This is a genomic window from Vibrio splendidus, from assembly GCF_002873455.1.
Taxonomy (GTDB): Bacteria; Pseudomonadota; Gammaproteobacteria; order Enterobacterales; family Vibrionaceae; genus Vibrio; species Vibrio splendidus_J.
Genome location: NZ_MCUN01000007.1, coordinates 356,366 through 371,529, shown reverse-complemented (window position 1 = coordinate 371,529; position 15,164 = coordinate 356,366). Strand labels below are relative to the sequence as shown.

Here is a 15,164-nt window from a genome sequence, read left to right as displayed (position 1 = left end):
ATTATACTGTGTATTTAACCATAGTGGTTATTTACCATAAAATACCTAATAACCAGTGATAATAATCTTCGATTTTAACCCTGGGATTAGTTAGAGCTTAACCGCCAGCAAATTTAACTTTGTAGCCTTTCTTTTCAAGATGCGCTTTGAGCTTATCACGAGCGTCGCCTTGAATTTCGATGTTGCCATCTTTTACTGAGCCGCCGCAGCCACACACTTTTTTGAGTTCCGCTGCCATTAGTTTTAATGGTGCGTCATCTAGGTCTAAGCCTGTTACTATAGAAACGCCTTTGCCTTTACGGCCTTTGGTTTCTTTTTGGATTCGAACGATACCATCGCCTTTAGGACGTTGGACTTTCTCTTCTTCAGGCTTAATACGACCTGTTTCTGTTGAATATACTAGGCTCATAAATTACTTCTTTTGTTGCTCTGCTTTTTGTTTTGCGAGTAAGTAAGCTTCTATATGACGCTGGATTGCAATCTTGCCGCCTTTGATAAGACGCCCGTTAAACATGCAATACCACGCGTTAGGCTCACCGGTGTCATTCTTGATCTGATAGCCGTTGAAGTTTTCAGTTAGGCCACCAGTTCCTCTCGACTTATTTAATGCAGTGAACTCTTTAGGGTCAATAATAGACGCCGTGTCAATCCACCAATCAATACTCTTCTTCACGGCAGCTAGGTTGCCCTGAATAACATTGTTTTTTAACTTAGCACGCCAAATGGTGTTGTTAGCATCCATCGATTGCAGATGGACGCTACGGTAAATTGAATTAGCCATATCTATTAATCATCTTTTTGTTTTCACTGTATTAATCATAAGTATACTTATAATGATATCAAGCATAATATGGTAAAAACACCTGTTGAGGTACGGTAATTTGAGAAAAAAAGTCCCTATTTTAACCGACTCTGTGACAATTAATTCATTTGTTGAAAAATTGAACAGGCACGCGACAATTGAAATTATAGATGAGTTAACAGGATATCAGTATTCTCGTAACTCACTGCTGGGTATCTACAGTGATTGGAATCGCTACCATGCGTTCTGCACAAAAAACCGTATCAACACACTTCCTGCCTCTATTACTGCTGTTCGTCGTTTTCTTGAGACTGAATCCAGTGATAGAAAATACGCATCTTTAAAACGTTACACTGCAACGCTTAGTTTGTTGCATACTGTGTTGAGCTTTGCCAACCCAATCAAGCACAGACAAGTTCGTTTTACCCTGCTCCACTTGCAAGCTCAAATGGCCGGCGACGCTAAGCAAACCAATGCCATGACATCTGCACACCTCGCTGAGTTAAACACGTTACTTTCAAATGAGAAATCGAGCTTAAAAGAGATCAGAGATATCGCCATTTATAATGTGATGTTTGAGTGTGCTTTAAAACGATCAGAACTTAAGGCGTTATCAATGGGTAATGTCGAGTGCGTTGAAAATGATTACCAGATTACAGTAAAAGATTCAGTGTATCGGCTGTCGCAAGTAGCAAGTGCTGCACTTCAGCGTTGGTTTGCGTTTACTGGGACACAAGACGAGTTACCCGTGTTTCGTGCTATTGACAAGCATGAGAACATTAGTCTGCAACCTTTAGATGATTCGTCGATCTATAGGATATTAAGAAGTGCAAGCGACTTACTTCAACTCGCAGAAAACCACCATTTTTCAGGGAATTCGATTCGTGTGGGTGCCGCACAAGAGTTGTCAAAACAAGGTCTTAAGGTGAGGGAGATTCAGGATTTTGGTCGTTGGCTCAGCCCTGCAATGCCTGCGCAATATGTGGGTTATTCTGGAACGGCTGAAAGTGAGAAGATGAAGTTTAAAGCACTAGTGCCTTGGCAATAAGCTGACTACATGTTGGCATTAAACCAATGGTACCTTGGCTGTAAGCTGATGGCCTCTTTTTGAATAGTTAGCTTTTAATAGACAGCTAGTTAAAAAACGGCGTGAGCAATAGACGGCAGACTCTTAAAACAAAAAGATCTGACTCTAAAAAAACTCGGAATCTTGAAAAAATAGCGCCTTGGCGAGTAAGCTCAAGGCGCTATTTTTTATTTAGCCAGTGGTGTAAGACTCGCTAAGATATTTTGGAACAACTAAGAAATGCTCGTTCTCACACAGTTCTCTAGAAACTGGCTGAATTTGTGGCCATCATGTTCAACCATTTTAGGGAACATGGAAATTGGTGTCATACCTGGGAAGGTGTTTACTTCATTCAAGTAGATCTCGTTGTCTTGCGTTAAGAAGAAATCGATACGAGATAAGTGACGTAGCTTCATTTGGGTGAATACTTTACGAGCACTGTCTGCAATTAACTCTAGTTGTTCGTCTGTTAAGTTATTTGCTTCAACTTCGGTAATTGAGTGGCTGTCTGAGCTGTATTTCTCTTCGTAAGAGTAAAATGCGCCATTAGGTGCAATCACCTCGCCCGGTTTGCTGATGTGTAGCTCACCATCGATTTCATAAGCGGCAACTTCGAGCTCTCTAGGCACAACTGATTTCTCAACCAGTACTTGATCTGAAAAGGTAAACGCCTTATTGATCGCTTCGCTTAAGTCTTCCACTTGGTTAACTTGGTAACAACCTACAGAAGAACCTTGACGAGCCGCCTTCACGAACACTTTGCCCCAATTTTCAAAAGCTTGAGTCGCTTGCGAATGCGCTTGGTCGTTGTTGTCTGATAAAAACAGATACGGCGTGTTTGGGATGCCAAGTGCGTCGTACCAAAGCTTTGAAGTGATTTTGTTAAAGCTGTTGTTGCTCGCTTCAGAACCACAACCTAAGTACGGAATCTTAGCCATTTCAAACAATGATTGAATGTCACCTGTTTCACCCGGGAAGCCGTGAATACAAGGCACAATGAAATCGACTTTAGACTCTAGGTTGTCACCACGTAAGGTTTGATTGTTGATATCAAGATAAACCAATTCACCTGAATCAAGACACCAGCCTTCGTTTTTAATTTCAACTCTGACAACGTTAAAATCTGCAACGCTATTCAGTTGTTCAAAAAGGTAATTGGCTGAAACTAAAGATACTTCATGTTCTGAAGATCCACCGCCGCAAAGTAGAAGGATGTTAATGGTGTTCATGGGTAAATTCGGTCCTTGAAACTAGGAATACTGACTTCAATGATAAACAAAAGTCGAAATAGGTACAGTGTTTTGAACGTTAAAATTGTGTTCGAAAGATCGAGCGATTAACTATTAAACAAAACTGCTGGTCTTAAAACAAAAGAAGGAGCATTTGCTCCCTCTTTCTGAATTAAAACTTAGTTCAACTTGTTAAGTGTTGGGTATTCAGAGTTCTTGATGTCATCAATGCTCTTAACAAACGGCTTCAAGTTTTGGAAAGTGGTTGGCAGCGTTGAGATTGCCTTTTTAGCTTCTAAGCGTGTTGCGTAATCACCGTAAAGTACTGTGAACCACTTAGTGCCGTTAACCATTTTGTAGTTTTCCCAAACTGGTTGAGAAGTCGTAGGTAGCATTTTCACGAAAGAATCGACTTTACTCTGGCTGCCAACAGCAACAACTTGAACCGTGTAACCAAAGCGCTGGTTCATATCTTGTTGTTTCTTCGTTGGGCCTGTCACTACTGCAACGGGCTTAGCTTTAGTCGTTTGAGTGACTTTCTGCTCAACAGGTTCAGTTCTGATCACGTTGACAACGTTTTCTTCAACAACGCCTGTCTGCTCAGATTGAGATACAACTGGAGCTTCAACTTTTGCCGTTTTGTACTCTTCTTGATAACTATCTGAAGTTACATTTGTAACGTAGTCGTCAGATACACATGCAGCCAAGAGCAGTGGCAAAGTCACAATTGCAAATTTTTTCATGGAAAGCTCTATATCCTTAATAATAATTACTATAAATCATGCCGATACGACGGTTTAGAATCAAGTTAACTTTGAGATTATACACCATTAGTGGGTGACCTATTTCACAAACTTTATGCAGTGTCTGCTTATTCATCTTAATTCGGTGAATTTGCCATCAACCCGTGAGTGAAAAGTAAGTTACGATGAACTTACGTGCATTGCTAGGATATGTCTATGAATCATCTTGATCCCCTCCTTAAACCCCGTTCAATCGCTGTTGTTGGTGCTTCTCAACGAGAAACGCGTGCGGGATATATCGTCATGAACAATTTGTTGCACGGGGATTTTAAAGGTGCGGTGATGCCTGTTACGCCAAAATATGACTCGGTGGCAGGCGTACTCTCATACAAGAATATTTTGTCGCTGCCTATCGTGCCTGACCTTGCGATTCTATGTACCAATGCGACCCGTAATGTAGCCATTTTTGAAGAGCTAGCCGAGAAAGGCATAGCCTCTGTCATTGTGCTCTCTTCCGACATGCAGCAACAAAGCAATAATAGCGAAACTTATGATGCACGATGCCTAGCGATTGCTAAAAAACACAACATTCGGGTGCTTGGATCCAATAGCTTGGGGATTATTGTCCCTTGGTTAAATTTAAATGCCTCTTTCTCTCCGGTAACTGCGCTGCCAGGTAAAATCGCCTTTGTTTCTCAATCTGCTGCAGTGTGTACCACGATTCTCGATTGGGCGAACGACAAAGAGATTGGCTTCTCAGCGTTTATCTCGATAGGCAATGGCAGTGACATTGAATTCTCGGAACTCTTGGATTATTTGAGTACCGATTCTCACACCGAAGCGATTTTGCTTTATGTCGATAGTATTACTGACGCGAGGCGCTTTATCTCTGCGGCGCGTGCAGCGTCACGCAACCGACGTATTCTGGTGTTGAAAGGCGGACGAACCGCCAAAGGTCGAGCGGCAGCAATGGCACATACCGGTGGTGCTGATACCTTAGACATTATCTATGATTCAGCGATCCGACGTAGTGGTATGTTGCGAGTTAAGAACTTACATGAACTGTTTGCTGCGGTAGAAACACTGACTCACTCAGTGCCCTTGCGTGGCGAGCGTCTTGCTATTGTGACCAATGGTGGTGGTCCTGCAATTATGGCCGTGGACACCCTATTTGACCGCGGTGGTAAGCTCGCAGAATTATCTGAAGATACGCTCGATAAACTCAGTAAGGTTTTGCCATCGAGTTGGTCTAAGAACAACCCTATCGATATTGTTGGCGATGCTGGCGATCAACGCTATATCGACACCATAAACATCTTGCTCGATGGCGATGAAGCGGATGCCATTCTTATCATGCACAGCCCCTCTGCGGTCGCACATTCAGCCAAAACAGCAGAGCGAATTATTGAAGCGATTAAAAAGCATCCTCGCCACAAGCGCTTTAATATCTTAACGAATTGGTCTGGTGAGCTAACAGCAAGGCCAGCGAGAAAGCTGTTTACGGAAGCGGGATTCCCGACCTATCGAACGCCTGAAAGTTCAGTGGTCGCATTCATGCACTTGGTCGAGTACAGACGCAACCAACGTCAGTTAATGGAAACGCCGACCACGGCAGAAAAAGTGCACATTGAAGACTTGGCAGATGCCAAAAATTGGATAGAACGCCAACTACTGGATAAAGATACAGTTAGCCTTGATACTCATCAAAACAGTCAGTTTTTCAAGCACTTCAACCTTGAAGTATTGCCAACTTGGATTGCTTCCGACCCAAGCGAAGCAGTACATATTGCCGAAACGATTGGTTATCCGGTTGCCGTAAAACTCCGCTCGCCAGATATTGCGCATAAGTCAGACGTTCAAGGTGTGATGCTCAATTTACGAAACAGTAGTGAAGTCGCGAATGCCGCTCAGGCGATTCTCGATCGCTCTCAATTGTCGTTCCCCACCGCTCACATCCATGGCTTGTTGATTCAAGGTATGGCTAAGCTTGCAGGCGGCCAAGAGCTACGAGTGAAAGTCACTACAGACGAAACCTTTGGCCCTATCATTTTGCTTGGTCAAGGAGGCTCTGAGTGGGATGAGTCAATTGATGCCGCTGCTGCTTTCCCACCATTGAATATGACACTGGCGCGTTACTTGATCATTAGGGCGATAAAGAGTGGCAAGATTCGCCTGCAAAAACTGCCTAACCCGATCGATATTGAAGGGCTCTCTGAATTGCTAGTTCGTATATCGCAAATGGTAGTGAATTGCCCTGAAATACATGACTTGGATATTCATCCCGTACTGGCCAATGGCGACAAGTTCACGATCTTGGATGCCGATATCATATTGAAAGCGTACGAAGGCGATCCTCAAGAACGTCTTGCGATTCGCCCATACCCAGTCGAGCTTGAAGAGAATATTATACTCAAGGACGGCACCGAAGTGTTGTTACGCCCTATTCTTCCTGAAGATGAACCGCTTCATGCGGATTTTATTAATCGAGTATCCAAAGAGGATCTCTATAAGCGTTTCTTTAGTGATGTTGGTGAATTCAATCATGAGGCGTTGGCTAATTTTACTCAGATTGATTTTGATAGAGAAATCGCATTTGTGGTTGTCCGTAAGGAACAAGGCGTGCCTGCGATTATTGGTGTATCGAGAGCACTGATTAACCCAGAGAACACCGATGCAGAGTTCGCGATTCTGATGCGTTCCGATCTAAAAGGCGTCGGATTAGGTCGTATTTTGATGACTAAGATTATTGACTATTGCCGTACAAAACAGACTAAACAGATGTCGGGCATGACGATGCCAACGAATAGAGGGATGCTAACACTAGCTCAAAAGCTTGGTTTTGAGCTAGACATCAGTTTTGAAGATGGTACTGCAGATATGGTGTTACCGTTATTTTAACGCCCATGTCTTTTTAAGATGTTGGATACACCAAGACTTGGCGTCGCCCATTTTGTTGCGTCGCCAAGCCATGACAATATCGATCGGCTGTGGTTCTGTACCCGAAATCTGCTGTAGAACGCCAGATTCAATCAGCGGTTTGGCAATACTACTCGGCAAGGTGCCAATCCCTAATCCAGTTGTTAGAGCCTCTACCTTTGCAAAGAAGCTTGTCACGGTTAAACGAGGTTGTTTCTCTAGAATGTTGCGACTTAAAGCTGGTTGTTCACGTGCAGTATCCGCAATTGCAATAACCCTGTAACTTTCCCTTGCCTTTTGATCGAACTCGCCAGAACGTTTATGAACGTAGTGGTTTGATGCCGCGACCCATACCATTTCCATTTTACCAATCACGTCACTTTTCATATCGTTTGGAATCGTGTCGAGCTTGGGGCAAACAAGCAAATCCGCACGGCCATCCGTGAGGGATTCCCAGCAACCCGCTAAGATCTCTTCTTGTAAACGAACACGTGTTTTGCTGATTTTCCCGAGTTCGTCGACCAACGAGAAGAAATTAGCAATTGGAATAATGCCATCAAAGGCAATAGTTAAATCCAGCTCCCAACCATTGGCAAGAATACTCGCGTCGTTCACGAGTTGTTCGGTGGCACCAAGAATGATCCTGCCTTGCTCTAATATTAACTGCCCCGCTTCCGTGAAATTAGCGCGGTGGCCAGAGCGATCAAAAATCATGATATCCAAATCTTGTTCTAACTTCTGGATTTGATAACTCAATGAAGAAGGTGCTCGGTCCATTTCATTCGCTGCAGCTGCGAAACTTCCACGACGATCAATGGCATCTAATATGTGTAATGCTTCAAGTGTTATTGGACTATGCATAGCTTTCCTACTTTATAAATGAGACTTTAATCACAAAAACAGAAGCATTCAGGCTATGAATGGAACTGTAAAAGTCTTTTTAATACAGCTGTTTAAGAATATTAATTATGAATTAGTTGATAAAATTGAAAATTATTTAAATGCAAATAATAGTAATTATCATTTAGATCCAATATTATCTTTCGCAAATCAAGATAATACTATGGAACTAAGGTAACTATCAGATGTATAAGCAATCCCTACTCTCTGCTTCAATCGTTTTAGCGCTTTCATCAACCTCAGCCTTTGCTGACGATTATGCCCTATTTGACGAGGTTGTTGTATCTTCGACTCGTACTAATCAACAACTTGAGGATGTTGCTGCATCGGTAACTGTGATTAACGATAAAGATATCGAAAAAAACATGGTAACGGATGTAAACGATTTATTTAAGTACACACCAGGTGTCACGGTCACTACGAATTCTCGTCAGGGGATTCAAGGTATTAATATTCGTGGTATGGAAGGTAACCGAGTAAAGGTTATCGTTGATGGAGTCTCACAAACTAGCCAATTTACTCCTAGTGGTACTCAGTCATATAACTTCATCAACTCTTCGCGTGTTGATGTTGATACAGATATGTTGAAGTCTGTTGAGATAGTTAAAGGTGCAGCTTCTTCTCTTTACGGGTCAGACGCTATTGGCGGTATTGCTGCATTTGAAACAAAAGACCCAAGTGACTTTTTAAAAGGCAAAGATTTCGGGGGGCACGCGAAATTCAACTACTCTTCATCTGATAACACATTTAGCGAATCCGTTGCCTTAGCGAATCGTATTGGCGATCTTGAAACGCTAGTTGCTTATACTCGCAGGGATGGTGAGCAAACTGAAAACTTCGGTACACCTGATGAACAAGATACTCAAAACAACAACTTGCTGGTTAAGCTTCAATATCAATTCAATGAACAACATCGTTTAGAATTCTCAGGTAATTTTATCGAGAACTCAGGTGATACCAATTTAAATAGCTCAAGCTACACCGGTTACACTGGCGAAGATTCGACTAGCCAACAGCAAATTGGTATCAAACATATTTGGGATGCTGACTTAGCGTTTGCCGACACCGTTACTTGGCAAGCTGACTGGCTGAGCAAAGAAGAAAACGGTATAACTAATCGTACATCTAAGGGTGGTAGTATGTTCTTACCGCCAGCTGGCAACGTTCAGAAAAAGGACTATATCTACGAAGATGAAGGCTATCAACTTGATGTGCAATTCGATAAGTTCTTCATGACAGGTAATGTAGAAAATTACTTTATCTACGGTGCTTCATATTCAGACAAAGATATTAAAAACGTTAATAACGAATATAACTCAATCAGTGCAGACCAAGTTATCTTCTATATTCCTTCAGCATCAGAAAGAAAGTATGGATTCTTTGCACAAAATGAAATGACGATCGGAAATTGGATGATTACTCCGGGGGTTCGTTTTGACGGCTTTGAAACAGATCCTGGTGATACAAGCCAAAACCCAAGTCGAAACCCTGAAGAATCTTATGCAAAATATTCTGACTCAGCTGTAACTGGACGCTTAGGTACAACTTACACGCTTAATGACGAAAATAAGATCTTCGGTCAAATCAGCCAAGGCTTCAGAGCTCCTGATTTCCAAGAGCTTTACTATTCATTTGGTAATCCTGCTCACGGTTATGTTAATGCCCCTAACCCAGACTTAGAAGCTGAAGAAAGTATTTCATACGAGCTAGGTTGGCGTCACAACACAAATTATTCATCAAGCGAAATCGCTATCTTCTACAGCGACTACGATAACTTCATTGATAATGTAGCTGTTAGTGGTTCAGCCACTCCTATGGATCCAACAGTATATAAAAATGTAAATATTGATGAAGCAGTAATCAAAGGTATCGAGGCTTCAAACACGTTGTCTTGGAATAACTTCATGCCGGTACAAGGTGTGAGTACTCGTGTTGCAGCCACGTACACAGAAGGCGAAGACGGTGAAGGTAACCCTCTTAACAGTGTGAACCCTTGGAATGCTGTAGTTGGATTCAACTATGATGCTCCTTCAGCGTTATGGGGTACATCACTTAACATTAGTTATACAGCTGGCAAGAAGTCTAGTGATATAAATAGCGCGGGTCTAAAAGACGAAATTCTACCGACTGATTCTGCAACAGTAGTTGACCTAACTGCATACTACTTGCCGATGAAGGACCTTACGCTTAGAGCTGGTCTTTTCAACGTTACGGATGAAGAGTACTATTCGTGGAATGACGTTCGTGGATTCTCACAAGAAGATAAAGATTACACGCAAGCTGGTCGTAACTGGTCAGTCACAGCTAAATACGAATTCTAATTCGTTAGAAAGCTGAACCACAGAAACGTATACTGCAGAAACTAAAAAGCCAGCTAAATGCTGGCTTTTATTATTTCACTAAAAATTGTATTAAAAAGGGATAAAGTGAAATTATTTCTCTGCCATCTCTTTCTTAACCATTACTGCAGCAGCAATGATGAAAGTGATAATTAGGCCTAGTTCCATGATTAACTCCAAAGAAAATTAACATTAAACATATATTTCGCGAGCATGATAACAACAACCGATACAGAATGATACTTTTTAACCACTAATTCACTTTTTATTCGATTTAGATCAAAAAAGATGCCCTAAAGCATCTTTCTGTATATTAATCATTCATGAAACAACTAGATCAGCCAGGGAAACCATTTGGATTCGTTGACTGCCAGCGCCATGTATCTTCCGTCATTTCAGTCAATGTACGCGTAGCATTCCAGCCCAGTTCTTTCTGAGCTTTAGCTGGATCTGCCCAACATTCTGCTATATCACCAGGGCGGCGATCGACCAGTTTATAAGGGACTTGTTTACCACTCGCTTTCTCGAACGCTTTCACCATATCTAATACACTTGAACCATTACCAGTACCAAGGTTGTAGATATGAAGACCATCTTTACGCCCTACTTTTTCAAGCGCTGCGATGTGACCATCAGACAGATCCATTACGTGGATGTAATCGCGAACGCCAGTCCCATCTTTTGTTGGATAATCGCTACCAAATACAGACAGGAATTCACGTCGACCGACTGCTACTTGAGAGACAAATGGCATTAGATTATTTGGAATACCTTGCGGGTCTTCACCTAATTCACCACTTGGATGAGAGCCTACTGGGTTAAAGTAGCGAAGTAACGTAATGCTCCAATCTGGGTTTGCATTATGGAAATCTGCTAAGCACTCTTCAACCATTAGCTTACTACGGCCATACGGGTTCGTTGCACTTGTTGGGAAATCTTCAGTAATTGGCACACTTGCTGGATCGCCATAAACGGTAGCCGATGAACTGAATACTAAGGTTTTTACGTCAGCTTCGCGCATTGCATCAACAAGAACCAAAGTACCGTTAACGTTGTTGTCATAGTATTCAAGTGGTTTCTCAACTGACTCGCCGACTGCTTTCAGACCGGCGAAGTGAATAACCGCTTCAATGTTGTGTTGCTTCATGGTTTCAATTAAAAGTGCTTTATCACGAACGTCACCTTCAATGAAATCAGGGCGAACACCAGATACTTTTTCGATACGCTCTAGTACGCTTGGTTTACTGTTGTACAAGCTATCAAAAAGTACAGGAGTCATGCCCGCATTGATCATCTGGATACTTGTATGGCTACCGATGTAACCCATGCCACCTGTAACTAAAACATTCATGTTTAGCAGACCTTTTAATTAAAATATTCAACCTATCACTTATGATACAACAACTTAGGTTGAGGTCACAAACGCCTTTGGCAATTAACTATTACGAGAGAACACAAATTGACCTTTTCCTTTGCGTTTCGCTTGGTACATCGCCTCATCAGCAATTTTTAGAATCACGTCAATATCGCGCTCTGAACCATCAACTAAGTGTATGCCCAAGCTCGCTCCAACATTAAGTGAACGCTGTTTGTGGGTCACTTGTTGCCCAATCAGCTGCAACAGTCTCTCAGCTAACTTCACTAATAAAACTTTGTTGGTCTGTTTAATAATAAGAACAAATTCATCACCCGACAAACGTGCAACTAAATCTCCAGCACGAACCTGAGATAACAATCGGCTCGATACTTGTTTGAGGATTTCGTCTCCCGCATCGTGTCCAAAGTTATCGTTAACGTGTTTAAAGCCATCAAGATCCAAATAGATAACCGCAAACTGCTGGTTTAAATAATGGCTGGAGGTTACAACATCATCCATCACCTTATACAGCTGCGCTCTGTTGGCTAAGCCAGTTAACGCGTCGTGATGAGCCAAGTGTTCAAGCCTTTCCATCTCTTTAACATTAGATAAATCAGACAATGTTAGTACCATATCAAACTCGTCTTTCTCATTGTCTGACGAAACTCGGTTCACTTTGACAAACATTGGAACCAAAGTGCCAGATGCACTCTTTTCCCATACCTCACCTTGCCATTGACCGTAATTTTCTAAAGAACTGCGAATTGTCGGCATTAGTGATGAAAATTGTTGCCAAGAAAACACATCAAATGGTGTTTTACCCACCAGCAGATCAGCGTGATAACCGAGAAGTTGAGTGACCGCAGGATTAACCATGGTAATCACGTTTGACGAATTCAGTACGATTAAGCCATCTTTACTGTTCTCAAAAACCCCCGCAGCTATACGCTGACGGCTCATCGCTGTTTCTATCCCCGTGACATCTTGGATTGCATAAAGGATACGACCATGTTTCGACAACGAACGGCTACTCACACGAAGCCAGCGTTTTGATTGATATAGATCGGTGGTTTCGAGTAACTCGTCATTGAACTCAATATTGGCGTCGATAACCGCTTGTATGACCCCAGTTTGCTTGGTCGCGATCAAGTCTTGAATCAATAAATTTTCAAGAAACGCTTCGGAACACTTAAAAATATCGCGTGTGGCTGCGTTCGCATGAACAATGATCCCTTTTTCATCCACAACCAACAATGAGTGCTGAACGGTTTCAATGACCTCATTCGCAAACGACTTTTCTTCTTGCAACTTGTCTAACGTAAAATTGATTTGGTTATCGCGATGTTGAAGCCTTGCGAGCATGGTATTGAAAGCGCGAATTAGATCTCCTATCTCATCACGGTTCGTTGCAACTAATTTTGGTTGTTCTGAACGACGCTCAACAAAGGCTTGCATCGCCTCATTAAGGTCAAACATCGGCTCGATAATCAAGCGTTGAACCAATTTGACCAGTACCCCACCTAAGATCACTAGAAACAACAGGTAAACCGCCGCAACTTTGAAAATATTCGTTAAGATCGTATTAAACGTCTCTTTTGATATTGTCACTCTCAAGTTCGCGATCACAGCGTCATCCAGCGTCACCGGGACGAGTAAAAAGATGAAATTCTCGGAGATGGCAAATTGATGATCCGCGATGTCATTTAATTCATCTGTATTCGGCCTTGGAACCAACGTATTGCTCACTTGATAGCTGGCAAAAAGTTGTTTGTTTATGTCATAGAGTTTTACCCTGACGATATCTTTATCTGCAACGAAGGCTGACAAAATTTCCTGAGCCGAAGGTTTATCCTCAAATAGAATTGCGGCTTGTAGGTTATAAGCAACACCTTGTGCCAACACTTTAACTCGCTGAATAAGACTCTCTTTTTCACGCTCAAAAGTGACAGTGTAATTAACCGATTGAATCGTTACAAAAGTAACCACGATGAAGATGACAATCGGTAATATAAGCTTGTTTTTAATCGATATATTATTAATGAAAGACAACATTATTGGCCCTCCACTATAGCGATTCTTAATAGATTTTAACCGATGACGTATTCACCGCGTCTTGCATTTACTAAGTTGATCTTAGGCTTTAGCTTGTTGTTGATGTGCGTTAGCTCGATGACCCCTCCCATGTCCGTAAAGTTTGGGATATCACTTATCGTCACAGCATGTGGTGAGTGGGCTTTACGGCTAAATTCATCATTATCGAGGTCAGATAGATAAGTAATATCACACCTAGGAGTCACCAATTGATGAACTTGAATCGCGAGAGAACGAATAGATTTCCCTTGTGTAATCGACGTCAGTGCTTTGCTTACCTCTTCATCGCCAATCACACAGAAGTTAACCGTATTCATTGCGCTTTCGTCGTTCCAATGAATAAAGTTGGCAATTCTAAAAAGGTACACTGCTTTCACTTCATGAGGCTTGAAACTAGCCGCCGATGTATTCAACGGCACAATAAGCATAGCTAACGTGGCAAGGCTGAGTTCAGTAAAACCGAGCTTAATGCGGTGCTTAAGCCATTTAGAATTCATGCGATACCCTCACATACACCGACTCTTGGTTGACACAAATATCGGTCAGTTTTTGTGTCGCTTTCGAAGCCGTTTCCATTTCAACATCTAACATAGACAACTCTTCAAGGCTCATCGACATGAGTTGCTCTAGAGAGTTTTCTTGAGCCGATACAAAAACAGGTGTCGTTAATGCTAACCCTAAGCAAACCTGGCGGGATATCATGTGCTCACCTAATATACAGATAGATATTAATCCTTTGACCAATAGCTTAACTATATATGAAATGCCATACTGGTAAATTTTCGGTGTCGAAAGTTTGAGTTAGGTCACTGTTTATTTATGGTATTTATAAGACCGTCATTACTTACCTCAACGTAAAGGATTAGCACCACGTGACAACGAAGATTTTGCTTAATTGCGACATGGGAGAAAGTTTCGGCAATTGGAAGATGGGCGATGATGAGTCGGTCATGGAATGGGTCGATATGGCGAACATCGCATGTGGCTTTCACGCGTCTGATCCGCACGTTATGTCCAAGACCATAAAACTGGCACAGCACTATCACACCCAAATTGGTGCTCATCCTGGTTATCAAGATTTAGTTGGGTTTGGTCGCCGTTCTATTCCACATACCATGGATGAAATCAGTGAATTAGTTTGCTATCAGGTCGGTGCACTACAAGCCCTTTGCCGCTATCACCACACCTCTGTTGGCTATGTGAAACCTCATGGCGCCCTTTACAACGATATGATGGCGAACATTGATGTATTTAATGCCGTTGCTCAAGCGGTCGCTGGATTTAACATCCCCTTGATGATTCTCTCTTCGTCCGACAATCAGCAGTATTTAGATATTGCTGACGATCATGACTTACCCCTCTTGTTTGAAGCGTTTGCTGACCGTGCATACTTAAATAACGGACAGTTATCACCGCGAACTCAAAAAGGCTCGGTTTACGTCAATCAAGACGACATCTATAACCAAGTCATGCAAATCATTAACTACGGCTCGGTCACGACCATTGAAGGTGAGAGACTGCCTATTGAAGCCGATACCATCTGTGTTCATGGTGATAACCCCCAATCCATTGCATTAATTAGAAAAATCAGACAAGACCTCAACGCTTTTAACTAGTTAGTTAGTATGAAGCGTGTGATTTGTGTGACGCATGGCCTTATCGTTCGCTTAACCGCTCACCTAACCAATTGCTCGTAAGATCTAGTCTCTTTGTATTGGTTT

At 42.1% G+C, this 15,164-nt stretch carries 13 protein-coding genes; 4 read left to right on the top strand and 9 right to left on the bottom strand.

What is annotated here, in order from left to right; translation table 11 throughout:
- Window positions 1-97: 97 nt before the first annotated feature.
- Window positions 98-409, bottom strand: coding sequence for a stress response translation initiation inhibitor YciH (gene yciH / locus BCU75_RS05895; protein ID WP_009845368.1), 312 nt, complete (start codon window positions 407-409; stop codon window positions 98-100).
- Window positions 410-412: 3 nt separating this feature from the next.
- Complete coding sequence (locus tag BCU75_RS05890) at window positions 413-781, bottom strand: DUF3319 domain-containing protein (protein ID WP_004730993.1); 369 nt, start codon at window positions 779-781, stop codon at window positions 413-415.
- A 100-nt stretch (window positions 782-881) separates the two neighbouring features.
- Here BCU75_RS05890 and BCU75_RS05885 point away from each other — a divergent pair, with 100 nt between their 5' ends.
- Window positions 882-1,850: a tyrosine-type recombinase/integrase gene (locus tag BCU75_RS05885; RefSeq protein WP_102473225.1), complete on the top strand. Its 969-nt coding sequence runs from the start codon at window positions 882-884 to the stop codon at window positions 1,848-1,850.
- Between the two features lie 251 nt (window positions 1,851-2,101).
- Here the strand turns inward: BCU75_RS05885 and BCU75_RS05880 are convergent, their stop codons facing one another.
- Window positions 2,102-3,097: a D-alanine--D-alanine ligase gene (locus BCU75_RS05880; RefSeq protein WP_076647591.1), complete on the bottom strand. Its 996-nt coding sequence runs from the start codon at window positions 3,095-3,097 to the stop codon at window positions 2,102-2,104.
- A gap of 179 nt (window positions 3,098-3,276) precedes the next feature.
- Window positions 3,277-3,840: an SPOR domain-containing protein gene (locus BCU75_RS05875; RefSeq protein WP_004730988.1), complete on the bottom strand. Its 564-nt coding sequence runs from the start codon at window positions 3,838-3,840 to the stop codon at window positions 3,277-3,279.
- A gap of 216 nt (window positions 3,841-4,056) precedes the next feature.
- On the opposite strand from BCU75_RS05875, the gene BCU75_RS05870 reads away from it, so the two are divergent.
- Window positions 4,057-6,738: a bifunctional acetate--CoA ligase family protein/GNAT family N-acetyltransferase gene (locus BCU75_RS05870; protein WP_102473224.1), complete on the top strand. Its 2,682-nt coding sequence runs from the start codon at window positions 4,057-4,059 to the stop codon at window positions 6,736-6,738.
- Here the strand turns inward: BCU75_RS05870 and BCU75_RS05865 are convergent.
- Window positions 6,730-7,617: a LysR family transcriptional regulator gene (locus BCU75_RS05865; protein ID WP_102473223.1), complete on the bottom strand. Its 888-nt coding sequence runs from the start codon at window positions 7,615-7,617 to the stop codon at window positions 6,730-6,732. The two genes, BCU75_RS05870 and BCU75_RS05865, sit on opposite strands and share 9 nt — an antisense overlap.
- Window positions 7,618-7,841: 224 nt before the next feature.
- On the opposite strand from BCU75_RS05865, the gene BCU75_RS05860 reads away from it, so the two are divergent.
- On the top strand, window positions 7,842-9,977 hold the full coding sequence (locus BCU75_RS05860; protein ID WP_102473222.1) for a TonB-dependent hemoglobin/transferrin/lactoferrin family receptor: 2,136 nt from the start codon (window positions 7,842-7,844) through the stop codon (window positions 9,975-9,977).
- Between the two features lie 355 nt (window positions 9,978-10,332).
- Here the strand turns inward: BCU75_RS05860 and galE are convergent, their stop codons facing one another.
- The 4 genes from galE to BCU75_RS05840 form a co-directional block, all read right to left on the bottom strand.
- The gene (gene galE, locus BCU75_RS05855; protein WP_076678638.1) at window positions 10,333-11,346 is read right to left on the bottom strand and encodes a UDP-glucose 4-epimerase GalE; all 1,014 of its coding nucleotides are present in this window, start codon (window positions 11,344-11,346) and stop codon (window positions 10,333-10,335) included.
- A gap of 84 nt (window positions 11,347-11,430) precedes the next feature.
- The gene (locus BCU75_RS05850; RefSeq protein WP_102473221.1) at window positions 11,431-13,404 is read right to left on the bottom strand and encodes a diguanylate cyclase; all 1,974 of its coding nucleotides are present in this window, start codon (window positions 13,402-13,404) and stop codon (window positions 11,431-11,433) included.
- A gap of 35 nt (window positions 13,405-13,439) precedes the next feature.
- A complete protein-coding gene (locus BCU75_RS05845) occupies window positions 13,440-13,940 on the bottom strand; it encodes a YfiR family protein (protein ID WP_102473220.1) in 501 nt (166 codons plus the stop codon).
- Window positions 13,930-14,145 (bottom strand): hypothetical protein, encoded by a 216-nt coding sequence (locus BCU75_RS05840; RefSeq protein ID WP_076678640.1) that lies wholly within the window; start codon window positions 14,143-14,145, stop codon window positions 13,930-13,932. The genes BCU75_RS05845 and BCU75_RS05840 overlap by 11 nt, the downstream gene beginning before the upstream one ends.
- 170 nt (window positions 14,146-14,315) lie before the next feature.
- Here BCU75_RS05840 and BCU75_RS05835 point away from each other — a divergent pair, with 170 nt between their 5' ends.
- Window positions 14,316-15,059, top strand: a complete 744-nt coding sequence (locus tag BCU75_RS05835) for a 5-oxoprolinase subunit PxpA (RefSeq protein ID WP_102466141.1) — start codon at window positions 14,316-14,318, stop codon at window positions 15,057-15,059.
- Window positions 15,060-15,164 lie beyond the last annotated feature (105 nt).